A 24,759-nucleotide genomic window follows, 5' to 3' on the forward strand; every position below is an offset into this window, starting at 1 on the left:
GTGCAATTCCATTATATAGGAGGGTGGTCCTCAGTTTGGCAGAGGTGGGTCTAAAACTTGTCATTAATGGGATAAAAACATGGCAAAGGAGGGTCTACTGGGTGGCAATATTCATATAGTATTGCCTGCATCAATGATATCATCATGAAATAGACGAAATAATGGTGACACTGCATCATTCGTTAAAAAGTTCCCATGAGGTGGTGGTTGTTGAGAATAGATAGCCGTAATTGTAAAAATTGCAAATAAAATAAAGCTTTCTAAACGAATCCAAGGGATCGGGTTGAACGTAGCATCTTTTGATATTTTATATTTCACAATGAAACCATTCACCAATGCATAAAAAAGAAGTGGCAGTAAGAATAAATGTTTTACTAATATTCCTTGTCCATATGAAACCATCCATGAATCAATATATCCATCCATAATAACATCCATCATAAATAGACCACTAAGTGCCGTAGCTACTAAACACCCAAAGGCGACCCATGAAAACCAGCTTAAAAATGTAAGCCAATTGTTGTGATTTGTTGAAAAACAACCAACTATTAACAGAATCCCAACCCAAATACTTACAGCGACTAAATGAATAAAGTCACTAATGATTCCTATGTTTTGGTCAAGTGCACCAGCATGACTTGACCAAGCAACCGTTAAAATTGACCCAAATGTTAGAAATGTACCTAAATAAGCAAAACTTACCTTTTCAGTAGATTTTGTAAAGGCAATTAAAAACACTAATAGTAGAGAACCAAGAAGGGTAAAATCCCATGCAGTTCCAGCTGTATAGGTAGTTAATACAATTTTCAATGAATCAAGAAAACCTAAACGTGGAGCAAGAAATAAAACAATGTCCAACACAGGAACAAATGCGTAAACTGGAAGCATAATTGCACAAATGAATAATAAACGCTTTGGAAATTTGATATCAGGGCGATATTCGTTTGGAACAAGTAAAAGGATGAAACCTCCTACTAAAACTGAAAAGGATAAATATAATAGCGCCTGACTAATAATAATTAATAGATCCATTTATTATTTCCTTTTTTTCGTAAGAAGGAATAATCCACCAACTAAGATGATTACTACAAGAGCAATTAGAATGACTGTCGTAAATGATGATTCTTCTTTCACTTCATCGGATGAAGCTTCTTCTTGACTTTCTGTTGACTGTTTTTCTCCGCCTGTTGTATCTTCAACTTTTTCCGGTGTTTCAGAAGGTTCCTCTGCAACTTCCTCTTCAGTTTCTGTAACTGGCGCATTTACTGTAAATGAGAATTCACCTTCTAATGGGTGACCATCAGCACTCATAATACTCCAGTTTACTTGATAATCATCATTTGCAAGGGGTTCAGAAACAGTACCTGTTAATATACCTTCACCAATAATAATGTCCTGAAGTTCAACATCTTGCCCGGAAGTAGTTGTTACCTCAATAAAGCTACCCTGTTCAATTTTTCCATCAAACTCAAGTGAAATTTCAGTAATGGGTTCCGTTATAGTCTCGCCATCTGCAGGAGTCGATCCCTCCAAATGTGAATGAGCGAAAACGCTATTCGAAATAGTCAATGCCAGTAATATTGTTGTTAAAGCTGTAATTATACGTTTCATAATAATTTCCTCCTATACAAACTAGTCATAATGATAATTTTATTGAATGACTTTATTTACTTACTTCAACCTTATGTTCCTCATGCTCGTGCAGACCGTTATCATTTTCAACATGGATTACAATTGTGTGAGTTCCATCTTGTTTAAATGAATAAGAGCTAGTGTATTGACCAGAAGTAGCTTCTTTTGTATCAACCCAGTCATGTTTTTCTGAACCTTCTTTATAAATTTCATATCGAACTTTAGCATTCGTCAGAGGTTCATTATCAAGTTGTAGGTGTACAGCTAAATCTATTTCCTGATTTGCTTTAATATCCTCTGGATTCATAAAATGCATACTGAGTCCTTCATTATGCCCATGGTCATGACCTTCTACATTTTCATGTTGTTCTTCCTCATGAGCCGCGTTAGCACCTTCACCGACTGTAATTGATTTTTTAGGCATAGTGTGCATATCCTTCGCAGTTGTGTGGGCATACATTTCATAAACGCCATCATGGTCAAATGTTACTTCAGCGATATACGTACCATCGTTCTTATTCGTCGATTCGACCATTGTACTATCTCCTTGATTACCAGTTTCCCAGTATTCAAATTTAACTTCATCAGCGTCTTTTACTTTTTCCTCTCCGTATGTAACAACTGCTTTCAGTAGGACTTTCTCACCTGCTTCAGCTTTTTCAGGTACGATAAATTCAACCTCAAGTGGCACTAATTCTTGGGACATCTGATCCTTCTCTTCATTTTTGTCTTCATTACCACAGGCAGCTAATAAGCCCGTTATCAATACAAACAGTAACATTCCCGTTTTTCTTTTCATATACATTCCTCCTTTTATTAGTAATCAATACATCTACTTTTATGCTAACTTTTACTTACATGAAATGCATACCTTAATGATGTTTGTTGCAGCACCCTGAAAGACCTTTCATTTTCTGAAAAATCACTTCTATAGCATCCTGTAATCCGTAGATGTCTCCACCAAAGCCTTTAACGAATTTTTCGGCATGCTCTCGGTTTTCAAACGTTAGTACCTGTGGTTGACAACAAGCGATGTTAAGGGTGGTGTCCATAACAAACCAAGTTAAAGGAGCGCTTATCGTTGTATTCATAAAAAAGTCATGACATATCGCTTGTAAAACATCTTCACCCAGTTGGTGGTGTCGAAGGAGTCCACAGTGAGCGCAACAAGCCGTTTCAATCTTGTCATCAGCTAAGATTAATCGATACGACAATTTAGGATTGTTTGGTTTGTGACAGTAAACACATTGGCTTTGATTGGGTAACACAAGTTTATCTTGTTCAACAAGTGAAATTCCTCCAAAGGTTTTAGAGATAAGACCTTCTTCTACTAAAGGCTTAATATCTCGATAAATCGTCATTTCAGAGACATTAAATTGTTCACTAAGCTCACTAATTTTCAATGTCTTTTTTGTTTGGATCAATTTTCTAATTCTACTTTGTCTCTCAATCGGAAGCACTTCCTCACCTCTCTGTTAGATTGTGAAACAATTTGTTGGAAATAACAATCTACAACACATATTCTAACATCTTTTTCCGTGATATAAATAAGGAGAAACTACAATAGTATGAAAGATTTGTGACATATTGTTATAAATCACAAATTCAAACATAATATATACGGTTGATAAAGAACGATACTTAAGGATCAAGGGACACACTTCTAAGAGGGGGATTAACATGGTTACGGATGGCTTGCTTGAGGGTCAATTAATGTGGAATACACCATTGTTAGTAGGTTTGATAGGAATTGCTGTTATCTATTCGTTGTTCGTACATCGTGTTACAGAAATAAAATTGTATCAGAAACAACCACTGTTATTTATCTTTAGTTTAGTCTTGTTATATGTATCCATTGGTAGTCCTCTAACAACAATAAGTCATCTTTCCTTCAGTTTACACATGATCCAAATGAGTATTTTATACTTTATTGTCCCACCAATTCTTTTATTAGGGACACCTTGCAATTTGTTTCAAAGGATAAGGGGAATTCCGATTGTTAACGTAGTAACCAAGTGGTTTTTATTCCCAAGGATTGCGTTATTTGTTTTTGCAATATTATTCTTTATGTACCATTTGCCCGAGGTTTTAAAAGCTTTTTCTCAAGATTCCTTTCTTCACAATGGATATATTTTTGTGCTTTTGATTTTGTCATTTGGTATGTGGTGGCCGATTGTGTCTCCTGATCCAAGGCAACGATTCGATAAAAGGACAAAAAAACAATTTGCAGTTCTAAGTGGGGTTCTTTTAATGCCAGCTTGTTTATTATTCATTTTTAGTGCCTTAATTGATGGATTAAACAACCCATTCCTGACACAATTAACGGCTCATCTTTGCATTCCCTCTCAATCATTTTCCTTAAATATACTTCCCCCTCCATTTAATACGAAGTATGATCAAGCAATCGCAGGACTTATTATGCTGGGAATCCACAAAATTTCATTAACGGCAACAACTCGGCTTCAAAGTGCTTCATCAAACACTCAGGTGGAGAAAGAAGGTATATGAATAATCAAAAGTCGAACTTCAACTCATTTCCTAAGTTCGGCTTTTTTAAATCTATCAACTCTATGTTCTAAAGAGAACTCAATTTTAATAGAATATATTAATTTGACGGGAAAAAATGAGGTGAGCCTATCATATGAAAGAAACAAACCATTTAGAGATAAGTGGAATGCATTGTGCCGCGTGTGCGACAAGAATCGAAAAAGTAGTGTCAAAGATAGAAGGAGTTGAGGAAGTACATGTAAATTTAACAACGGAAAAGGGTCGTGTTACATTTACAAATACACTGACAAACATCAATGAAATTATCAATAGAATAAATAAAATTGGATTTGAAGCAAAAATTGATCGGAAGAGTAATCTTCAGTCAGAGATTGAGAAACGTAGAGATATTACGATTCTCAAGTGGAAGTTTTTTGTTTCAGCCCTGCTTACCTTTCCTTTGGCTTGGGCTATGTTTTCCCACTTTAAATGGGCTTCGTTTGTTAAAGTACCGGAAGTTTTTATCAATCCCTTATTTCAATTTGCAATTACCATTCCAATTCAATTCATTATAGGGTTCCAATTTTATGAGAGGGCTTGGAAATCGTTGAAAAGTGGAAGTGCTAATATGGATGTTTTAGTCGTGTTAAGTACTTCTGCAGCCTTCTTTTATAGTCATTATTTAACGTTCACTCATTTAGGTTTTTCCGGACCTCCACAATCTACCGTATTGTTTTATGAAACAAGTGCATTCATTATTACTTTCATTTTGTTGGGGAAATTACTTGAAGCGAGAACGAAAATGAGAACAACGGAGGCAATCAAGAAGCTTTACCAATTGCAAACGAGATCAGCTACATTGCTTTTGGACGGAAAGGAATACCCAGCACCAGTTGAAACACTCTCACCGGGTAATGTGGTTATTGTTAAATCTGGTGAAAAGGTACCAATTGATGGACAAGTTATGGAAGGCAGCTCGATGATTGATGAGTCTTTGTTAACTGGGGAAAGTATACCAGTTGAAAAAGGTGTTGGAAATCATGTGTTTGCAGGGACTATTAATCATAATGGAACATTAAAAATAAGAGTAACGAAAAAGGAATCCGATTCTGCTTTGTCACAAATCATTCGTATTGTAGAGGAAGCCCAAAGCTCTAAAGCACCGATTCAACACATAGCGGATAAAGTGACAGGGGTTTTTGTTCCAATTATTATTTTCGTTTCAATCGTTACATTTTTTCTGTGGTATATGTGGATTAAACAAGGGGATTTAAGTGAAGCCTTGGAAAAAATGATTGCTGTATTGATAATAGCATGTCCATGTGCCCTTGGGCTGGCTACTCCTACTTCGGTCATGGTAGGGAGTGGACGAGCAGCCCAGGCAGGTATTCTATTTAAAGAGGGAAAATACCTTGAGGTACTAGGAAAAAGTAACGTCATTGTGTTAGATAAAACTGGAACCATTACAAAAGGAGTACCAGAAGTAACCGACGTGTTTGTTGAATATATGAGTGAGCGTGAGTTTCTTGAGATAATAGGAGCCGTTGAAGGTGATTCTGGGCACCCAGTTGCACAAGCAATTGTTAATGAAGCGAAAAAAAGAGGATTAACTCTTCCAATTGCAAACCAAGTAGTTACAATTCCAGGTTTTGGGGTCATGGGGAATGTACATGGGAAAAAAGTGTTGATTTCAAATCCAAGTTATTTTGGTTTAAATAATTACTACATACCACGGAGAATAGAAAGAGAGATTACAAGACTAGAACAAGAAGGAAAGACGGTGATGGTAGTATCGATTCATTCTCGGTTTTCTGGGATTATTGCTGTTGCAGATGAAATCAAACAATCATCAAAAGCAGCGATTACTCGTTTGAAACAGCTAGGAATGCAAGTCATGATGCTAACAGGAGACAACAATAAGACTGCCATGACGATTGCAAAAAAGACGGGAATTGAAAATGTTCAAGCAACTGTTACACCAAAGAAAAAGGTAGAAATCATCCAAAATATGCAGAAAGAAGGGAAACAAGTTGTGATGGTTGGGGACGGGATTAATGACGCACCAGCCTTAACAGTCGCTGATGTCGGCATCGCAATGGGTACAGGCTCTGATATTGCGATTGAATCTGGTGATATTACTGTTATAAAAGGTGATTTAGGTAAGGTTGTGGATGCAATTAAGATTAGTAAAGCTACGATGACCAACATAAGGCAAAACTTTGTATGGGCATTTCTATATAATATCATTAGCATCCCGTTTGCGATGTTCGGCCTCTTAGCTCCTTGGCTCGCAGGGGCAGTTATGGCTTTTAGTTCAGTATCAGTCGTACTTAACTCTCTTAGGTTACAAAAAAACAAAATCTGAACATAATGGCGCATGATATCCCATCCCTTTATTATGTGAATTAGTGTTACATTTGCTCGAGACTGTAATACTTCAGTCTCGAACTTTTTATAGTGATAAAAACCAAGTAATTTTTATAATTGGATTCATTTTTTTCATAACGGCATCATAAAGATTGTATAATTGCGCATTTGGTATTAATATATAACCATTGAAATGCTAAAGGTAATACGTTAAATTAGTCTGCACTTTCGTGTTACTAATGTTGAAAAACGTGTTACTTATTACTTATTTTCTGATATGTACCATTGAACAACAAGTATTGCAATTAAAATCTAGGAGGAAATAATGGAAGATTCAATGTTAAAAAGATTTGGGATCTCAATGGAGGGGCATTTACTTCGAAAGTTTGACAGCTTAGTTCAGCAAAAAGGGTATGAAAACCGCTCCGAAGCAATCCGAGATCTTGTTCGTGATGCGCTTATCCAACATTCATGGGAAAAAGATGATCAAATAGTTGCAGGGAGCATTCTACTATTTTATGACCATCACAAAAGAAATTTACTAGAAGAACTGACAAAAACCCAACATGATATGCATGATCTGATTATGTCCACTACACATTTTCATCTCGATCATAATAATTGTCTTGAACTCATTATCGTAAAGGGAAAAGCGAAGGAAGTCCAGCAACTCAGTAATAAACTAACTAGTCTAAAGGGCGTTCAGTATGGCAAGTTTACAGTTGCACCGATTGAAAACATATAGGGATCATCCTTACATATGGAAGAAAGCTTTTGAATGCAAAATTAAAATTTGAGGTGAATAATTTGAGAAGAAAATCGTTTGGCATTATTTTATTAGCTATTTTTGTTTTTTCACTGGTGCTAGCTGGTTGTAGCCAATCAAAGCCTAATGAATCAAGTTCTGAGAATGGTAAAAGTAACGAAAAAAACAAGGATGAGCTTGTGTTAGCCTTTGGATCTGAGCCTGAAACAGGATTCGATCCAACGACCGGGTGGGGGCGCTATGGTTCACCGCTATTCCAAAGTACACTACTAAAAAGAGATGATAATCTTAATATTGTAAATGATTTAGCAACCGACTACGAAGTGAGTGAAGATGGTAAAGTTTGGACAGTAAAATTAAGAGATGATGTAAAATTCTCAGACGGACAGCCATTAACAGCAGATGATGTCGTATTTACTTTTGAAACGGCTGCTAATGCAGGTTCAGTAGTAGATCTAAATGTATTGGATAAAGTTGAGAAAGTCGATGATTACACAGTAACATTCCTATTAAAAGAGCCTCAATCCACGTTTGTTAATAACTTGATCGGAACAGGGATTGTTCCGAAACATGCCTATGGTGCAGACTATGCGGAAAATCCTATAGGATCTGGGCCATTTCAATTGGTACAGTGGGACAAAGGGCAGCAGGTTATTGTAGAGGCTAATCCTGAATACTATGACAAGCAGCCGTATTTTAAAAAGATCACATTCTTATTTTTAAGTGAAGACGCATCTTTTGCTGCTGCTAAAGCAGGCGAAGTTGATCTTGCATACATCCCAGCAGCATTTAGCAACCAGACAGTTCCAGGGATGAGACTAGAATCCGTTGAAACAGTCGATAACCGTGGTATTGTTTTCCCATTTGTTAAATCTGGTGAGTTCACCAAAGATGGAGATCTAATTGGAAATGATGTGACAGCTGATCCTGCTATTCGACATGCGATTAATATAGCTGTAGATCGCCAAGCACTGGTAGATGGAGTACTAGAAGGTCAAGGAACACCTGCGTATACTTCTGTAGATGGTCTACCGTGGTGGAACCCTGATACAGTCATTCAAGATGCTGATATGGATGGGGCGCAGAAGCTTTTAGAAGAGGCAGGCTGGAAGGATAATGACGGAGATGGAATTCTTGAAAAAGGATCTTTAAAGGCTGAATTTACTCTTTATTATTTAGCGAATGATGCGGTAAGACAATCATTATCCATCGCGGTTGCCGATATGATGAAGCCGCTAGGTATCAATATTAAATTAGAGGGCGGAAGCTGGGATGAGATAGAAAAGAATATGCATTCAAATGCTGTACTTTTAGGTTGGGGAAGCCATGACCCACACGAAATGTACAATATATATAGCAGCGAATATGCAGGAGTAGACTACTATAATACTGGCTATTATGAAAATAAAACAGTTGATGAATATTTTGAAAAGGCTCTTCGTGCTACAAATGAAAAAGAAGCCATTGAATATTGGAAAAAAGCTCAATGGGATGGAACAACAGGTTTAAGTGCGAAAGGCGATGCTCCTTGGGCGTGGTTAGTGAACATTAATCACTTATATTTAGTGAAGGATGGATTAGATATTGGAGAACAACGAATCCATGTGCATGGCCATGGTTGGCCAGCGACTGATAACATTACGGAATGGAAATGGACGGAGTAACAGTGGAAAAAAGTCTTGGCAAATTCTTATTATTAAAAGCAGTAAGAATGGTGACATTGTTAGTCGCCATCTGCTTCATTTCCTTTCTATTAATAAAAAATTCTCCGATTGACCCGATTCAAGCTTATATCGGTGCTGATCTGTTGAAGGTTGGTCCGGAACAGCGAGAAATGATTGCTAAATATTGGGGCCTTGATCAGCCAGTAATCGTGCAATTCTTTAATTGGGGTTCTTCCCTGTTAAGAGGCGATCTAGGTACTTCCATGATCTATCGTCGTCCAGTGGCAGATATCATTAGTGAACGTTTTATTAATTCCCTGGCTCTCATGTTATCAGCTTGGATTTTATCTGGAATAATCGGATTTTTTATGGGCGTTATTGCTGCAATGAAAAAGGGTACGTGGATTGATCGTTTAATCAAATGGTACTGCTTCACACTTGCCTCAACTCCAACTTTTTGGATGGGGCTTCTTATTCTTATCGTCTTTGCTGTATGGTTACAATGGTTTCCAATTGGAATGGGTGTTCCAGCAGGGGTCCTTGCAGAAGATGTTACACTGGCGGATAAAATCAAGCATCTGATTCTCCCAGCACTTACACTGAGTATAGTTGGTGTTGCAAATATTGCGATGCATACGAGACAGAAGTTGATCGATGTTCTGGCCAGTGATTATGTCTTATTCGCAAGGGCGAGGGGTGAACAAGGTTTTGTCCTATTTTGGAGACATGGATTACGAAACGTAGCCTTACCAGCGATAACCTTACAATTCGCTGCTTTTAGTGAATTATTTGGTGGAGCTGTGCTTGCTGAGCAAGTCTTTTCTTATCCTGGGCTAGGGCAGGCAACGGTAGAGGCTGGATTAAGAGGAGATGTTCCCCTTTTATTAGGCTTAGTCATTTTTAGTACTCTATTTGTTTTTGTTGGAAATCTAATAGCAGATATCATATACCGAATAGTAGATCCGAGAATGAGGGGGGGGCGGTCGCTTTGAATCATATAGTTACGAAACAATTCCCTCTAAATAAAAGGCACAGGACTCTAATTTCAATTCTGCTTTCCTTTGTTTTTATAGTAGCAGTGATTTTAGGAAGCTTTTTAGTAGATGAAGGAAAAATAGCTACCAATCTTCAAAATCGAAATGCTCCTCCAACCTTCAATCATTTGTTTGGGACAGATTGGTTAGGAAGAGATATGTTTACACGAACGGTTATGGGGCTGTCATTAAGTATTTGGGTTGGCTTGATTGGAGCGATTGGCAGTACGATAATTGCTCTTTTTCTAGGCATGGCAGCAACATTGGGAAAAGTGGCAGATCTTATTGTCTCATGGCTCATTGATCTTTTTTTGAGTGTGCCACATCTTGTTACTCTAATCCTAATTGCTTTTACTTTAGGAGGAGGTTTTAAAGGTATTGTGTTTGGGTTAGCGTTGACTCATTGGCCAAGCTTAGCTCGGGTTATTCGAGCAGAGGTGATGCAAGTTCGTTCTGCAGAATATGTACAAGTTTCTCAGAAAATGGGGAAATCCAAATGGTGGATTGCAATGCATCATATTCTCCCCCATGTTTTACCGCAACTTTTAATTGGTTTTATGCTCATGTTTCCTCATGTTATTTTACATGAAGCAGCCATTACATTTTTAGGTTTAGGGATGTCTCCTCACGAACCCGCAATTGGGATTATTCTGTCAGAATCGATGAAATACTTATCATCAGGTATGTGGTGGCTTGCCTTTTTCCCTGGGCTTTGTTTGCTGCTGATTGTGAGGGCATTTGATCATATCGGAGAAAATATCAGAATGCTTATGGATCCAGCTAGAGCAAATGATTAAAAGTAGAGGAGTTTTTAAATGCCAATCCTTGAAGTAGAGAATTTATCAGTTTCGTTTAAACAATATAAAGCTGGATTTAAACAGATTCATAATCAAGTGATTTCAAGTTTAAATATTACATTAGAAGCAGGGAGGATCCTTGCTGTTGTTGGGGCAAGTGGATCCGGTAAAAGTCTGCTGGCACATGCCATTTTGGGAATTCTTCCGAGCAATGCAAGGACAAGTGGAACGATTAAATATGAAGGTGAGATTCTAACCCCTGCTCGCCAAAAAGCGTTAAGAGGGAAGGAAATCGCAATTGTTCCTCAGTCGGTAAGCTTTCTGGATCCGCTGATGCGGGTTGGAAAGCAAGTACGCACATCTGTCAGAGGAAGCGAAGATGCGACCGCAGTGCAGCGTAAGGTATTTGAACGCTATCACTTAAGAAAAGAAGCTGAAACGCAGTATCCGTTTCAGCTTTCCGGCGGAATGGCGCGAAGGGTACTTCTCTCAACCGCAATGGTGAGCGGAGCGAAAGTGATTATTGCAGATGAACCTACCCCAGGCCTCGATCCTGTCGTGATGAAAGAAGCTTTACAAAATATCCGAGAGTTTGCTGACAACGGGAGTGCGGTCATGTTTATTACTCATGATATCGAATCAGCTCTTCAAATTGCAGACAAAATTGCAGTTTTTTATGCCGGAACGACCGTAGAAATTGCTCCAGTAGCAAATTTTACGAACCAGGGCGAGGCGCTAAGACATCCTTATACGAAGGCGTTGTGGAGAGCCCTTCCCCAAAATGATTTTATTCCGATTCCAGGATCACAGCCTCAACTGAGTGAATTACCAACGGGATGCTTATTCGCTCCTCGTTGTCCAATTGCAGCCACAGAATGTTTTGAAAAGCAGCCAGAAATGAGAGAACTAAGGGGTGGATTGGTGAGGTGTATCCATGAAAATTGAGGCAAAAGGGATTGGATTTCGTTATGAAAATGGACCATGGCTATTTCAAGGGGTCGATTTAACTTTACATCCAGGTGAAATCGTAGGGATTACTGGACCAAGTGGATGTGGGAAAACAGCGTTTTGCCGGATATTAGCTGGCTACGAACAGCCTGCTGAGGGAACTATTACGTTTGGCTGTGAACCGTTACGAAAAGTAGGCTATCAACCTATTCAATTAATCTTTCAGCATCCAGAAAAAGCAGTAAATCCTCGTTGGAAGATGAAAAAAACTCTTAACGAAGGATGGAATCCTGATCAAGAGCTACTGGATTTATTTGGTATTAAGAAGGAATGGCTTGAGCGCTGGCCAAATGAGTTATCCGGTGGGGAGTTGCAGCGATTCTGCGTTGCGCGGGCTTTGGGACCAAACACTCGCTTTCTTATTGCAGATGAAATGACAACCATGTTGGATGCGATCACACAAGCGCAAATATGGCAGGCAGTACTTCAAATTGCCCAAAAAAGAAACATGGGAATAGTCGTTGTTAGTCATGAAGCGAAGCTAATTCAAAGAATTTGTCACCGTGTGATTCAATTTGGAAATTTTAGTGCTTAATACTAGAGAGTGGACATCTTGAATATACAATATAGTCTCATTGTAAAGTACCTGGTACTAAAGAAACATAATTTAGAAGGTTTGACTTTATTTTATGTCATAGATCTAGAATGATATTTAATCCCTTAAAGTGAGCTATATAGCAGCAATCCTAGAGTAACGAAAAACTTAGATAGAAAAAACAATGTAATAACAAAGTTAGTCAATATATGCAATTAAAGTAACGGATAGAAGAGTATAATATCAAAGCTGTCGATAAGACAGCTTTTCTTTTTGAACACCCGGGGCAGGTTGTACAAAAAATCATTTCAGAATCCACTTCTAATTAAAGCCTAGTTACTATATTCCATTCCCACATATTATTTTTCGCTTCTGTTGCAGGAATAATGAATTCTTCTCTTTTTTAAGTTTCTAGCACAATCCAGTCTTCCGCTTTATTGATAATTCGTTTAGTGATCATCGGAGAAATCGTAGATGTTTTTTTTACGACTAAACAACCCGTATAGATTTCAAGTTCAAGGATTTGACGTATTGTGGAGCCATGCCAAAATACATTTGCATTTTTATGAGCCTTTTCTTGAGTAGGTATAGGAATGCCCTCGTTATATAAGGAACGACCAATAGCATCGAAGCTATTACTTTAATATTTTTTAAAAAATACATAAACTGGTATAATAGGGATAAAAAGAGGGGTGTTAGTAATGGAGTTATTAGATGATAAATATATTCTAGAAAAAAGAATTTACGATGGTCCTCAAAGCGAAATTTACTTGGGAAGTAATTCTAGGAATAATAATTTTAAAGTTACAATCAAACTTATAAAGCATTCTCTAAATTCGAATGATGGAGATATGGAAGAAATATTTAAACGAGATTCTAAGGCATTATCGTTGTTAAATAATCCTAATATTATTGAATATAAGGATTCTGGTACATGCTCAGACCGTTTTTATATCGTAATGGATTACTTTGATAGTGAAAATTTATTGGAATATGTGTATAAAAATAGTCTATCTTATTTAGAAAAATTACAAATAATTTTAAAAGTCTTAGATGGAATTCAAGCAGCGCATGACAAAAGAATTATTCACAGAGATATTAAGCCTACGAACGTTTTAATAAATCAACATCATGAAATTAAAATTATTGATTTTGGAATTAGTAAAATCTTGGACTTAAATGCGTATAGATCAAATTTAACTCTTAAAGATTATGTTACTAAAAAATATGCTTCGCCAGAACATTTATTAGGAAAAAAAGTTGATGTTAGAAGTGATATTTATTCTATTGGATGTATTTTGTATTTTCTTTTAGCAGAAAAAGAGCCACCAGAACTAAAGGATAATTTTGAAGTTGAAATTGAACAATTAAAGTGTGGAGAAGAAATTAAGCGAATTATTAAAACTGCTACTAACAATGAACTAGGTAGTAGATATCAAAATATTTTAGTGTTTATAAGTGATATTGAGAAAGAAATAGATAGGTCAATAAATAAAGAAGGGACTTTAAAAATATTAGTCCCTAGAATTATCAATAGTAATTTATTAGAGATTGGCAAGATATTTGATTTAAGTTTTTCGAATGTTAAGAGATTTATAGAACAGAGTTTAAAAAAACCATATATTTATAAAACGCCTAATAATACATACTATCTTATAGGTGATGAAATTAGATATCAAATAATACCCAATAACGAGAAAGGGTATTTTAGAGTAACTAAGGTGTTTTCAATAGATACCTATGGAGAAAATGAGTTTGAAAAAGAGAAAGGTATCGAATTACCTTTTCATATTGAGATAACACAAAATATACCTGAAAAAAATCATTTAAATAAAGAGTTTGACGCGTTAATTAGAGATATTAATACAAATTTGAAAAGCTATGAAGAATCTCGAATCAAAGCAGATTCTATTAATAAACTTATAAGAGAATGGCAAAACGTTATAAAAGATATTAATAAAATTAATTCTAATAGAGAGAATCTCGGAATATATGAAAGTATTTTTTATGATGATAAGAAGAATTTATTAATAGTTGAAATGCAGAGACACTTTGATTCTAGTTTAATCCAAGATGGAGATTATCTTAAATTGGCGTTGAAAAATTCCAGAAAATATAGAAATGTGGGCTTGATTCGAGAAGTTAAAGATAACAAAATTTTTGTTGCGTTTGATTTAAATATAGAATTAGAAGAGTTAAGTAAACGTGGAGAAGCAAAAATTGATGTATCTAACAATGTCACTTTAAAAAGATTTAATAATGCTTTATATAAATTAAAAGATAATGAAGGTGTGAATAAAAACCTAGTAGATATAATATTAGATCCTTCAATTTTAACACTTAAAAATATTGATTTAAGATTAGAACTTATAAATAAAGATATCGATACTTCTAATCTTAAAGTTGTAGAAGATGCTTTAAAGACAAGAGATATATTTTTAATCCAGGGGCCACCGGGTACCGGTAAATCGACAATTATTACAGAGATTATTAATCAAATATTTATGGATGATGACGATGCTAAAGTTTTAATAACATCACCATCTCATGTAGCCGTAGACCATTTATTGAAAAATATAGTAAAACATCATAAAGAAAAGCGAATTATAAGAATAGGGAATAGTGATAAAATTTCTAAGGAATCTTCAAATTTACTAGCAGCTGAACAAATAAGCATATGGGCAGAAGAAGTAAAAACTAAATCTATAAACTTTAGTTATGATTATTTGAGCAGTAAGTATGAAGATAAATTAGTAAATAAATATTTACAAATACAATTAAAAAAGAATCTACACATAGATCCAAAGGAAATAGATCATGATTTACTAGATAATAATTTAATTAAGACAGTAGATGTTATAAAAGACTGGAATAATAGAATAGGGCTAATAGATGAATTTGATGATATTTTTGCAAGGGAAGCATCTATAGTAGCTTCAACATGTGTTGGTATTTCTTCAAGACATGCTTTGAAAAATCTAAGGTATGATTGGGTAATTATTGATGAAGCAGCAAGGGCAACTGCTCCAGAATTACTTTTACCAATGTTACTTGGTAAGAAAATTATACTTGTTGGGGATCATAAACAGTTACCGCCAATTGTAAATTTAGTTAAGGACAATAACTATACAGTAAAAATAAATCAGAAAATTTTAGAGAAAAGTTTATTTGAGGAAATATTTGAAAAATCTGAAGGAGGACCAGCTCAAAAAACACTGTTATCTCAGTTTAGAATGCATTCAGGTATTTCTAAGTTAGTAAACGATGTTTTTTATCCAAAATACGATATAAAAACTAAAACTAAAGATGAAGATAGAATTCATAATCTAGGATTTACCGAACAGGTTATATGGTTGGATACTACCTATATAAAAGATAATCAAGAAGAAGCAGTAAACAAGTCTTTTAGAAATAAAGTAGAATCTAAGTTGATTTTGAAAAAATTAGAAGAAATGAATCATATCTATAAACAAAAAGGAATTCATAGTAATGTGGCTATAATTTCGGGATATAGCGCCCAAAAAGAGTTACTTATTAACGAAATTAATCCTGAAAATTTTAAATGGAGTAATATCAAAATCCAAATTGATAATATTGATGCCTTCCAAGGTTCTGAAGCTGATATCGTTTTTTACAGTTTAGTAAGATCTAATGAAGAAAACGATATTGGTTTTTTAAAAGATGAACGTAGGTTAAATGTAGCTTTATCAAGGGGAAAGAAATGCTTGTTTATAGTTGGAAATAAGGATAATGTTTGCGATTATAGGCCAGGCAAAGAGAATAGTTTTAATAGAATTGTATCTTATATTCTCGCAAATCCAAATAGTTGTAGTGTTGAAAGGGCGATTTTATGAATCTAAACAATTTGATGTTTTTTATAAATGATGACTTTCCGGATTATAAAATTATTAATATTGAAGAAATTGGCCTCCCTATATTTAAAAAAGATATAACATGTTTAGCAACTATAAATAAGAGTCTCTCAGATGTTTTAGAGTTTACTTTAAAATTATTTGATCTAGGATATAGTGTCGAAACAATCTCAAAAATTTTAGCTTTAGATAAAGAAATAATTAGACATGCTTACTATGATCTAGATTCAATGGACATGCTAGACATGACTACTAATAAAGTTACTGAGGAAGGTAGAAAATATTTAGAGAAGAACAGTTATGACACATTAAAAAAAGTGATTCTACCGGTTAATATAGATGGTTACTTAGGAGAAGTTACAACAGATAAAAATTTTATTTCAAATAAAATAGCTAAAAGTATAAATTTAAAAACAATTAAACCAATTTTAGAATTGAGTAACAATACTCTTATAGAACCGTTTAAAATTAAGAAAATCCTAAAAGATTATGTAAAAAAAGCAGATTCGGATATTGATGCAGAGCTAGTAGGAATTATGAGTGTAAAAAATAAATCTACACAATTTATGAAGCTAAATATAGTTGTATTAGAGTCACCTACTAAGGAAATTAGATATACGATTTACAATAGGAATATTAAATTAGCTAAGTTAGAACAGAGAATAGATATAGCTGATGAAGCCGGTATACGAATATTTCAAACGGTACCTAAAGATTTTTTAGAAAAAGTTAATGAGTCTACTGAAATTCCAGCTAAGAGTAAAAAACTTGAAGGGAATTATATGGATATTCTAAACTTTGAATATTTCGAGAAAGATAATTTATCTTTAGATTTTGTAATTCCTTTAATAGATGTATATAGTATAGAAAAAGATTGGTTAATTGCATTAGAGAGATATTTAGATAGAAAATTAAAAGTTTCTATTAAGTTCGTTGGAGAAAGATACCCAAATGAATATACAAAAAACAGGGTGCTAGATTTATTAAAATTGAGAGAAAGATATAAAGAATATCTAATTTTAAATCATAGTATTAATGTAAATTATGCATCTTTAACAATTAATCAAAAAGAGGTTTTTATAGATAAAATAAGTTCTTATGATTTAAATTTAAAAACTAATAAACAAACAATTCAACATGAAACTCTATGTTATTTTGCTGGAGACAAATCGAAGGATAACGTCTCAGAAATAATACATAGTAAATATTTAAATCGTTCGGAAATCAAAAGTGATATAGAAAAACTCATTAGACTTTCAAAAGAATTAGATGTTCAAATGGAAGAATGCTATGGTCTGAATTGGTTGATCTCTGGACAAATATTAAACCAAGCCAAGCTTTATGATATTCCATTAGCTACTAATGATTCTAAATATAGTGAATTTACTAAGTCACTATGTTCCTCATTTGTTGAAGTAATTCAAAAAGTTGGAGAAAATCAAGGGATAAACAATTATCTATTTAACGATTTTAAACAAACTTTTCCTAAGTTATTTAAGGCTTTAAATCGATTAAGAGTTTATAGAAATTCCATGCAGCATAATGACCTTGATAGTAAAAATTTAAAGACTTACCTTGAATTTATATGTGAAGATTTAAATGGACAGTTTCCAGAATTTATAAATGGTGGATATCTTCATTTGCAAAAGTTGATTATTTCAGAAATGATAAGAGCTGTAGAAGAGACGAGCAATGATTTAGCTGTACTTTATTCATAAAATATAAATCAAAGGGCGAATTTGAAAAAATTCGTTCTTTCATTTTAAGAAAAGTAGATAGGCATGACTAGCGGGTTTAGAGTTAAATAATTTGGTATTAAAGAATTTATGAGGAATAATGATTTAAAAGTATATATTTTTGGAGAAAACAATCAATAGTAACGTTTGACAGAGCTAGGATTTAAAGGCATCGATATAAATATGGGCTGCCCGTTGATTGCGTAAGCATATTAAGAATAAATTTAAAAGTAAACTATAAGATTAAAAGAGGCATTGGTAATATGATTACCAATGCCTCTTTTGCCTCTTAAATTAGTTCGGTGATCCATAAAACATTAAGTTTACTTGTTTATTGCAAAATAAAAGTGCAGAGCTTTGCAAGGAAAAAATGCAGAGTCCTGCACTTTATTTAATAGGTGCATAAAAAAAGACTTGCCAGTCACCCCAAGTCCCACTACATTAATTGTGTCGAGCAATTTGGTAGTGGAGGTAGAAAGGATGCTAGCAATGTCTGATATTAATTGTATCAAACACTTACGTAACAAAAAAGGATTATCAATAACAAAAATTAAGGAAACTGTAGGGATTAATTGGAGGACAGCTAAGAAGTATGCTGACGAAGACCAGTTACCTAAATCAAAGATCAAGAAATCTAAAGGTATGATGCATTCTGAAAAATGGGGTGTAATAGTTTCAGATTGGCTTTTTGAAGATAGTAAATTAAAGAAAAAATTACGAAGAACAAAAAAGCAGATATTTAAAGACCTTCAGGAGCTGGGATTTGAAGGTTCCTATAGAACAGTTTGTTACTTCATAACAGATTGGGAGAATAGTCATAATGATGAGCTCGATAAAGGTCATGAACGATTAGAACATCCCCCGAGTGAAGCACAAGTAGATTTTGGTGTTATGGAAGTTGTTAAAGATGGTGAGTTTGTAGATACTCATGTGTTAGTAATGTCGTATCCATATAGTAATGCTGGGTTCGCAGTACCATTGCCGTCTGAAAATCAGGAATGCTTTCTTCAAGGGTTGAAGCATCTATTTAAACAAGCTGGAGGAGTACCAAGAAAAATCCGAATTGATAATTTAACCCCGGCTGTAAAGAAGGTCAGATCAAAAACTGAAGAAGCTCAGCTTACGGATGCCTTTATCCAATTCCAAAATCATTATGGTTTTGAGGTCCAAGTATGTAATCCACGTAAAGGTAATGAAAAAGGAAGTGTGGAAAATAAGGTAGGTTATATTCGATACAACTTCTTTACGACATCACCAGTTATTGATTATTGCAGGCGAATTGAGCCACTTATGCGGAATTTTGAGCCAGTCAATGCGAAGTAAAGAGCCACCCTTTGCGGAAAGGAGAACCACTTTAATAAGAATCAAGAAAAGCCTCTTGTATAATAATGTTGCATGCAAACAAGCATGACACTATTATACAGGAGGTTTTTTTATGGTTAATTGTCGTAAGATTCTGGAACTGTATTTTGAAGGAGTCAGTCAAAGAACCATTAGTTCTAGCACTGGGCATTCAAGGAATACAGTTTCAAATGTCGTTCAACGTGCCAAGAAACTTGGTGTGGAAAGCTTGAATGATACAATGACCAATCCATGGCTAGAAGTGTTTCTCTTTCCAGAGAAACAAGCTGTTGAGAAAGGTTACTTCCCAGTCGATTGGGAAAAAGTGCATAAGGAGCTACAAAAAAAGAATGTCACCTTGGCATTATTGCATCACGAGTATGCGATGGAAGCACGTGATGGTGGAAAGATTCCTTATGCCTATCGTACTTTTTGCGAAAACTATGGGAAATATGCGAAGAAGTATAAGTTAACAATGCCTATTCGAAGAAAACCAGGTGAAGTCATGGAAGTCGATTGGGCTGGGAGTACGTTGCAGATTATTGATCGTTCTACAGGAGAAAAGATTCCAGCGTATGTTTTTATTGCGACCTTACCTTATAGTCAATTTAGCTATGTTGAAGCATTTTTAGATATGAAATCAGCTAATTGGCTTATCGCCCATATCCATGCATTGGAGTATTTTGGGGGAGTTCCTGAAACATTGGTACCCGATAATTTGAAAACAGGGGTTACGAAAGCACATCGAGAAGAGCCTCTTCTGAATGAAGCCTATCGTGAATTTGCGGATTATTATCGCACAGTCATTGTTCCGAGCCGTGTCCGAAGACCAAAAGATAAAGCAAGTGTCGAAGGGGCTGTTGGATATATTTCCAGACAGATTATCGCTCCACTAAGAAACTATCAATGTTTCCATCTTGAAGATTTAAACCAGCAAATCTTTGAAAAGCTAGAAGAAATCAACACCATCGATTTTCAAAAGCGACCAGGTTCACGTAAAAAGGTGTTTGAGGAAGAAGAGAAATCCTACCTTCAACAGCTTCCTCAAACGCGTTATAAACTTGCGGAATGGAAAACAGCAAAGGTTCAACTGAACTACCACATCCAAGTTGAACGAATGTATTATTCCGTTCCGTATGATTATGTCCGAGAGAATGTCGATATACGACTAACCACGGATTTAATTGAAGTTTACTTCAAAGAAGTCCGTATTGCATCACATAAACGATTAAATGGTGAAATTGGCCAGTTTTCTACGAACACGGACCATATGCCTGATAATCACCGATTATATTTAGAACATAATCCCGAAAATAATCGGAAGTGGGCAGAAACAATTGGACCATCTATGACTCGATTTGTTTCTAATATCCTGGAAATGAATGTGGAGAAAAAAGCATTAAACATCCTTAGCACACTGAGGAATGTATCTACGAAATACACAAATAAAGAAATAGAAACAGCAACGGAAACTTTACTTGAAATATCAACAAACCCGACAGTTTCTGTTTTAAAAAGCGTACTGGAGAGAAATAAGAAGAAAAAGCAAAATAAAAAAACGGATATTAACAGGCAGCCCACTACCTCTGAAGACTATGGATTTGTCCGTGGGGCTAAATACTTTGGGAGGAATAATAAATGATGAATCACGAAACATTACGTAAATTAATAGATATGAAAATGGGTGCAATGGCAGAAATATATCAACAACAAAGTCAAAATAAAGATTACAAAAGTATGGATTTTGATGATAGATTCAACCTCTTAGTAGATTATGAGTATGATAGACGTAAATCAAATAAACTTGAACGATTAATTAAGCAAGCGACATTCAGCGAACCAACGGCAGCTATTGAAGACATTGAATATCATCCAGATCGTAATCTAGACAAGAAACTAATACTAGAATTAGCAACAGGAAATTACATTCAAAATCACCATAACATTATTTTAATGGGGGCCTCGGGGAACGGAAAAACGTGGATCTCAAATGCCTTTGGGGTTCATGCATGTCGCCAATTTTACAAAGTAAAATATATTAGATTACCAGAGTTACTCGATGAATTAGCTATAGCAAAATATGAAGCAGATGGTAGTTTTCGTAAGTTAATTCAAAAATATAAAAAGATTGATTTATTGATACTAGATGAGTGGTTACTTACAGAGCTTTCAGAGGAAAACGTGCTTCACGTGTTGGAAATTATTGAAGCAAGGTTAAAGAAAGCATCGACTATTTTCTGTTCTCAATTTTCTCCAGAAGGATGGCATTCAAAACTAGGACAGGCACAAATAGCAGATGCGATTCTTGACCGAATTGTTCATGATTCTTATAAGATTCTAGTTGATGGTGAAGTTTCGATGAGAGAACGTCATGGATTGGGGGCATCAAAATGATTCCATCAGAAGTTGAAAGTCGAATAGCTAGGTATTTTTTGCATATGTATTTACCCGATGAAGTGAGGATAGCAGTAGAAGAAAGACTATTACCCTCCTGCATATGGAATAAAGAAGAGGATTTAGATCAGGATGAACTCGTTCGTTGGGCAATTGAGATTATTGATAAGCAATTAGGAGATAAAAGATTTAGATAATACAAAGAGCTATTGGAACGAATTCTGTTCTAATGGCTCTTAATTATTTTGTATTTTGATAGCAGTGGCTCTTTCCTCCACACTTACTGGCTCAGATGTCCGCAAACAGTGGCTCAAAATTCCGCACTGCCGGCTCAATCTATCCGCAATACTCAGTTATGAATAGTTATGAGGATTTTACAGAAACACTTCGTGTTCAATTAGAAAAAGACCGCCATAGACTTCACTATGAGAAAGAAGTATTGATCGAAGATCTTTGGAATGAAGAAAAGAACTATTTGCTTGAGTTATCAGAAGAGGATTATCCAGTCTTTAAAGAGATTGAAGCAAAAGTTAATAAGTATAATGAGGCAAAATTAGATAATACATTGATACATATCCCGAAAGCATCGAATTACCCTTTTATATACTTTGTAGTGACATGGGATAAATATAAAGCTGTATCACCCGATGGAGAAATTCTATTTGAAGATTTTAGACCATATATGAACAAAAAGAGAGCTATTCCATGGTTATCTATTTTCAAGGATTGGATTCGAAAACCAAGAGCGGTAACTTATTCAAGATATCAAAAATACTTACCAGGCCGTATTAATGACTACTTGATGGTTGAAGATCTTGTCGTTAGGAAAGAAAGATTAATAGAAATAGTAAACTTACTAATTACACATGATATTAAAAGAATTAACGAGGAATTTTATGATTTGATTTCTGGAAACAACGAAAATCCCTTCGGGCTAGATTGGGACGAGTATGATTCATTGGCACCTACAGGGGGTGAACAATCATGAGCGAGCAAATCCGTTCTATGTGTAAGTCTTTAAGACTGGCTTATGTTTCTGAAATTTATGAGTCGATTCCTTTTGAATCGCCTTCCCAATTTTTAGAGGCTTTATTTAAGGAAGAGTTTAGACTACGTGAGCAAGCAAAAGTCCAACGCTTAATTAAAAATGCAAGGTTCTTAGACTCGAAGAGTTTAAGTAATTATGAATGGACCGAAAGGATTAGGTTTCCGACACAGATTGATAAAGATGGTTTAATGAGCCTTGACTTTATCAAGCAAAAACAAAACGTTGTTTTGATTGGAGCTCCTGGGACTGGAAAATCGCATTTAGCAACCGGATTAGGGAGAAAAGCATGTGAAATGGGATATGAAGTTAGATTTTATCGTGTATCCACTCTTATCGAGCAATTAGAACAAGCACTGAAACAGGATAAATTGCCTTCCTTTAGAAAGAAGTTTGAAAAGGTAGAATTAGTCATTCTTGATGAAATGGGTTATCTACCTTTCAGCAAGGAAGGCTCAGAACTACTATTTCAGCTTATCGCTGACTGGTATGAACAGAAAAGCCTGATAATCACTTCTAACCTTGAATTTAGCCAATGGAATCGGATATTTATTGATTCGAGACTAACGGCTGCATTAGTGGATCGTTTGATTCATCATGCGCACGTATTAACCTTTAATGGCGGTAGTTATAGATTATCGAACGCTTTATCACGAGCAAGATAAGTTGAAACAATTGGGTGGCAAAGCTCTGCAAAATTTCTTGCGCAACTATGCACTTTTTTCTTGCAAAATACAATAGTAAACTTACTAGTTACACACGATATTAAAAGAATTAATGAGGAATTTTATGATTTGATTTCTGGAAACAACGAAAATCCCTTCGGGCTAGATTGGGACGAGTATGATTCGTTGGCACCTGGGGGTGAACAATCATGAGCGAGCAAATCCGTTCTATGTGTAAGTCTTTAAGACTCGCTTATGTTTCTGAAATTTATGAGTCGATTCCTTTTGAATCACCTTCCCAATTTTTAGAGGCTTTATTTAAGGAAGAGTTTAGACTACGTGAGCAAGCAAAAGTCAAACGCTTAATTAAAAATGCAAGGTTCTTAGACTCGAAGAGTCTAAGTAATTATGAATGGACCGAAAGGATTAGGTTTCCGGCACAGATTGATAAAGATGGTTTAATGAGCCTTGATTTTATCAAGCAGAAACAAAACGTTGTTTTGATAGGAGCACCTGGGACTGGAAAATCGCATTTAGCAACTGGATTAGGAAGAAAAGCTTGTGAAATGGGTTATGAGGTTAGGTTCTATCGTGTATCTACACTTATCGAACAATTGGAACAAGCACTGAAACAAGATAAGCTGCCTTCCTTTAGAAAAAAATTTGAAAAGGTAGAATTAATCATTCTTGATGAAATGGGTTATCTACCTTTTAGCAAGGAAGGCTCCGAACTACTATTTCAGCTTATCGCTGAATGGTACGAACAGAAAAGCCTGATAATCACATCTAATCTTGAATTTAGCCAATGGAATCGGATTTTTATTGATTCTAGACTAACTGCAGCATTAGTGGATCGTTTAATTCATCATGCCCATGTATTAACGTTTAATGGTGGAAGTTATAGATTATCGAACGCTTTATCACGGGCAAGATAAGTTGAACAATTGGGTGGCAAAACTCTGCAAAATTCATTGCGCAACTATGCACTTTTTTCTTGCAAAATACAGTTTACTTTGGAAAGTAAGATTCTTAAATTTTTTTTATAAAAAGACTTTGTGTATATATATTGCTTTTATGGTAAAAATACCCTTAATATTTTAAGGGTTAATTAAAAGAAGGTGTTTTTATTTGGAATTCATCCAAGTTCACTCTAACATAAAGATTCCTGATGCCGAACCAGTTAGTCGTTTGTTTAGCTTGCCCCCAATTGGAAAAGGTACACCTTATATTGAAAGCTTGACTAGTTATATAATTCGATTATCCGAAGCACACAATGTTACCCCCGGTATATTAATTGGAAAAGAAATTACACCTTTATTAAATAAACATTACCTTAATGAAACAGTTGTAAGGGGTGGTGGTGTAAACGATAAACTAGAATCAACAGTTTTCCACAAATAAGGATAAACAGATTTC

At 35.1% G+C, this 24,759-nt stretch carries 22 protein-coding genes and 1 pseudogene; 18 read left to right on the forward strand and 5 right to left on the reverse strand.

The genetic code is table 11. The features are described from left to right. Positions 1 to 111: 111 nt before the first annotated feature. From NST91_RS05680 to NST91_RS05695, 4 genes are all read right to left on the reverse strand, one after another. Entirely contained in the window at positions 112 to 1,032 is a 921-nt protein-coding gene (locus tag NST91_RS05680; protein ID WP_341330366.1) for a CopD family protein, read from the reverse strand. Between the two features lie 3 nt (positions 1,033 to 1,035). Further along, positions 1,036 to 1,611, reverse strand: coding sequence for a copper resistance CopC family protein (locus tag NST91_RS05685; protein ID WP_341330367.1), 576 nt, complete (start codon positions 1,609 to 1,611; stop codon positions 1,036 to 1,038). Between the two features lie 52 nt (positions 1,612 to 1,663). After that, on the reverse strand, positions 1,664 to 2,431 hold the full coding sequence (locus NST91_RS05690; RefSeq protein WP_341330368.1) for a FixH family protein: 768 nt from the start codon (positions 2,429 to 2,431) through the stop codon (positions 1,664 to 1,666). Between the two features lie 73 nt (positions 2,432 to 2,504). Continuing rightward, a complete protein-coding gene (locus tag NST91_RS05695) occupies positions 2,505 to 3,092 on the reverse strand; it encodes a DeoR family transcriptional regulator (protein ID WP_341330369.1) in 588 nt (195 codons plus the stop codon). Between the two features lie 220 nt (positions 3,093 to 3,312). On the opposite strand from NST91_RS05695, the gene NST91_RS05700 reads away from it, so the two are divergent. From NST91_RS05700 to NST91_RS05735, 8 genes are all read left to right on the forward strand, one after another. Further along, positions 3,313 to 4,140, forward strand: a complete 828-nt coding sequence (locus NST91_RS05700; RefSeq protein ID WP_341330370.1) for a cytochrome c oxidase assembly protein — start codon at positions 3,313 to 3,315, stop codon at positions 4,138 to 4,140. Between the two features lie 133 nt (positions 4,141 to 4,273). Further along, the gene (locus NST91_RS05705; protein WP_341330371.1) at positions 4,274 to 6,484 is read left to right on the forward strand and encodes a heavy metal translocating P-type ATPase; all 2,211 of its coding nucleotides are present in this window, start codon (positions 4,274 to 4,276) and stop codon (positions 6,482 to 6,484) included. A 327-nt stretch (positions 6,485 to 6,811) separates the two neighbouring features. Then, positions 6,812 to 7,231, forward strand: coding sequence for a nickel-responsive transcriptional regulator NikR (gene nikR, locus NST91_RS05710; protein WP_341330372.1), 420 nt, complete (start codon positions 6,812 to 6,814; stop codon positions 7,229 to 7,231). Positions 7,232 to 7,314: 83 nt separating this feature from the next. After that, entirely contained in the window at positions 7,315 to 8,916 is a 1,602-nt protein-coding gene (locus NST91_RS05715; RefSeq protein WP_445724507.1) for an ABC transporter substrate-binding protein, read from the forward strand. Between the two features lie 47 nt (positions 8,917 to 8,963). Next, positions 8,964 to 9,908: an ABC transporter permease gene (locus NST91_RS05720; RefSeq protein ID WP_445724508.1), complete on the forward strand. Its 945-nt coding sequence runs from the start codon at positions 8,964 to 8,966 to the stop codon at positions 9,906 to 9,908. Next, the gene (locus NST91_RS05725; protein ID WP_341330375.1) at positions 9,905 to 10,747 is read left to right on the forward strand and encodes an ABC transporter permease; all 843 of its coding nucleotides are present in this window, start codon (positions 9,905 to 9,907) and stop codon (positions 10,745 to 10,747) included. Before NST91_RS05720 ends, NST91_RS05725 begins: the two co-directional genes overlap by 4 nt. Before the next feature lie 18 nt (positions 10,748 to 10,765). Further along, positions 10,766 to 11,692: an ABC transporter ATP-binding protein gene (locus NST91_RS05730; RefSeq protein WP_341330376.1), complete on the forward strand. Its 927-nt coding sequence runs from the start codon at positions 10,766 to 10,768 to the stop codon at positions 11,690 to 11,692. Beyond that, positions 11,682 to 12,290: an ABC transporter ATP-binding protein gene (locus tag NST91_RS05735; RefSeq protein ID WP_341330377.1), complete on the forward strand. Its 609-nt coding sequence runs from the start codon at positions 11,682 to 11,684 to the stop codon at positions 12,288 to 12,290. The genes NST91_RS05730 and NST91_RS05735 overlap by 11 nt, the downstream gene beginning before the upstream one ends. Before the next feature lie 403 nt (positions 12,291 to 12,693). On the opposite strand, the pseudogene NST91_RS05740 reads toward NST91_RS05735, so the two are convergent. Further along, positions 12,694 to 12,915, reverse strand: a pseudogene (locus tag NST91_RS05740) (recombinase family protein); the annotation flags it as partial. 76 nt (positions 12,916 to 12,991) lie between these two features. Between NST91_RS05740 and NST91_RS05745 the strand changes: the two are divergent. The 10 genes from NST91_RS05745 to NST91_RS05790 all read left to right on the forward strand — a co-directional run bounded on the left by NST91_RS05745 (position 12,992) and on the right by NST91_RS05790 (position 24,744). Then, the gene (locus NST91_RS05745; protein ID WP_341330378.1) at positions 12,992 to 16,144 is read left to right on the forward strand and encodes an AAA domain-containing protein; all 3,153 of its coding nucleotides are present in this window, start codon (positions 12,992 to 12,994) and stop codon (positions 16,142 to 16,144) included. Next, positions 16,141 to 17,880 (forward strand): hypothetical protein, encoded by a 1,740-nt coding sequence (locus NST91_RS05750; protein WP_341330379.1) that lies wholly within the window; start codon positions 16,141 to 16,143, stop codon positions 17,878 to 17,880. The genes NST91_RS05745 and NST91_RS05750 overlap by 4 nt, the downstream gene beginning before the upstream one ends. A gap of 498 nt (positions 17,881 to 18,378) precedes the next feature. Beyond that, the gene (gene istA / locus NST91_RS05755; RefSeq protein ID WP_341330380.1) at positions 18,379 to 19,221 is read left to right on the forward strand and encodes an IS21 family transposase; all 843 of its coding nucleotides are present in this window, start codon (positions 18,379 to 18,381) and stop codon (positions 19,219 to 19,221) included. A gap of 112 nt (positions 19,222 to 19,333) precedes the next feature. Further along, a complete protein-coding gene (gene istA / locus NST91_RS05760) occupies positions 19,334 to 20,881 on the forward strand; it encodes an IS21 family transposase (protein ID WP_341329984.1) in 1,548 nt (515 codons plus the stop codon). Next, positions 20,878 to 21,633 carry an IS21-like element helper ATPase IstB gene (gene istB / locus NST91_RS05765; RefSeq protein WP_061794326.1) on the forward strand — a complete coding sequence of 252 codons (756 nt, stop codon included), beginning with the start codon at positions 20,878 to 20,880 and terminating at the stop codon, positions 21,631 to 21,633. Before istA (NST91_RS05760) ends, istB (NST91_RS05765) begins: the two co-directional genes overlap by 4 nt. Further along, entirely contained in the window at positions 21,630 to 21,830 is a 201-nt protein-coding gene (locus NST91_RS05770; protein ID WP_160547569.1) for a hypothetical protein, read from the forward strand. The genes istB (NST91_RS05765) and NST91_RS05770 overlap by 4 nt, the downstream gene beginning before the upstream one ends. Before the next feature lie 158 nt (positions 21,831 to 21,988). Beyond that, a complete protein-coding gene (locus NST91_RS05775; protein ID WP_341330381.1) occupies positions 21,989 to 22,621 on the forward strand; it encodes a hypothetical protein in 633 nt (210 codons plus the stop codon). After that, positions 22,618 to 23,343: an IS21-like element helper ATPase IstB gene (istB, locus tag NST91_RS05780; RefSeq protein WP_341330382.1), complete on the forward strand. Its 726-nt coding sequence runs from the start codon at positions 22,618 to 22,620 to the stop codon at positions 23,341 to 23,343. Before NST91_RS05775 ends, istB (NST91_RS05780) begins: the two co-directional genes overlap by 4 nt. Before the next feature lie 209 nt (positions 23,344 to 23,552). Beyond that, positions 23,553 to 24,278, forward strand: a complete 726-nt coding sequence (gene istB, locus NST91_RS05785) for an IS21-like element helper ATPase IstB (protein ID WP_341330383.1) — start codon at positions 23,553 to 23,555, stop codon at positions 24,276 to 24,278. A gap of 193 nt (positions 24,279 to 24,471) precedes the next feature. After that, the gene (locus tag NST91_RS05790) at positions 24,472 to 24,744 is read left to right on the forward strand and encodes a TniQ family protein (protein ID WP_341330384.1); all 273 of its coding nucleotides are present in this window, start codon (positions 24,472 to 24,474) and stop codon (positions 24,742 to 24,744) included. Positions 24,745 to 24,759 lie beyond the last annotated feature (15 nt).

Source organism: Ferdinandcohnia sp. FSL W7-1320 (assembly GCF_038050315.1).
Lineage (GTDB): Bacteria > Bacillota > Bacilli > Bacillales > Bacillaceae_L > Ferdinandcohnia > Ferdinandcohnia aciditolerans.

Excerpts from the sequence above, each read along its gene's own strand:
- NST91_RS05705 (WP_341330371.1), top strand. The coding sequence starts at position 4,274 with ATGAAAGAAACAAACCATTTAGAGATAAGTGGAATGCATTGTGCCGCG.
- NST91_RS05770 (WP_160547569.1), top strand. The coding sequence starts at position 21,630 with ATGATTCCATCAGAAGTTGAAAGTCGAATAGCTAGGTATTTTTTGCAT.
- istB (WP_341330383.1), top strand. The coding sequence starts at position 23,553 with ATGAGCGAGCAAATCCGTTCTATGTGTAAGTCTTTAAGACTCGCTTAT.
- NST91_RS05720 (WP_445724508.1), top strand. The coding sequence starts at position 8,964 with ATGGTGACATTGTTAGTCGCCATCTGCTTCATTTCCTTTCTATTAATA.
- istB (WP_061794326.1), top strand. The coding sequence starts at position 20,878 with ATGATGAATCACGAAACATTACGTAAATTAATAGATATGAAAATGGGT.
- NST91_RS05735 (WP_341330377.1), top strand. The coding sequence starts at position 11,682 with ATGAAAATTGAGGCAAAAGGGATTGGATTTCGTTATGAAAATGGACCA.
- NST91_RS05680 (WP_341330366.1), bottom strand. The coding sequence starts at position 1,032 with ATGGATCTATTAATTATTATTAGTCAGGCGCTATTATATTTATCCTTT.
- NST91_RS05700 (WP_341330370.1), top strand. The coding sequence starts at position 3,313 with ATGGTTACGGATGGCTTGCTTGAGGGTCAATTAATGTGGAATACACCA.
- NST91_RS05690 (WP_341330368.1), bottom strand. The coding sequence starts at position 2,431 with ATGAAAAGAAAAACGGGAATGTTACTGTTTGTATTGATAACGGGCTTA.
- istB (WP_341330382.1), top strand. The coding sequence starts at position 22,618 with ATGAGCGAGCAAATCCGTTCTATGTGTAAGTCTTTAAGACTGGCTTAT.
- NST91_RS05775 (WP_341330381.1), top strand. The coding sequence starts at position 21,989 with ATGAATAGTTATGAGGATTTTACAGAAACACTTCGTGTTCAATTAGAA.
- NST91_RS05685 (WP_341330367.1), bottom strand. The coding sequence starts at position 1,611 with ATGAAACGTATAATTACAGCTTTAACAACAATATTACTGGCATTGACT.
- NST91_RS05730 (WP_341330376.1), top strand. The coding sequence starts at position 10,766 with ATGCCAATCCTTGAAGTAGAGAATTTATCAGTTTCGTTTAAACAATAT.
- nikR (WP_341330372.1), top strand. The coding sequence starts at position 6,812 with ATGGAAGATTCAATGTTAAAAAGATTTGGGATCTCAATGGAGGGGCAT.
- istA (WP_341330380.1), top strand. The coding sequence starts at position 18,379 with ATGCTAGCAATGTCTGATATTAATTGTATCAAACACTTACGTAACAAA.
- NST91_RS05750 (WP_341330379.1), top strand. The coding sequence starts at position 16,141 with ATGAATCTAAACAATTTGATGTTTTTTATAAATGATGACTTTCCGGAT.
- istA (WP_341329984.1), top strand. The coding sequence starts at position 19,334 with ATGGTTAATTGTCGTAAGATTCTGGAACTGTATTTTGAAGGAGTCAGT.
- NST91_RS05745 (WP_341330378.1), top strand. The coding sequence starts at position 12,992 with ATGGAGTTATTAGATGATAAATATATTCTAGAAAAAAGAATTTACGAT.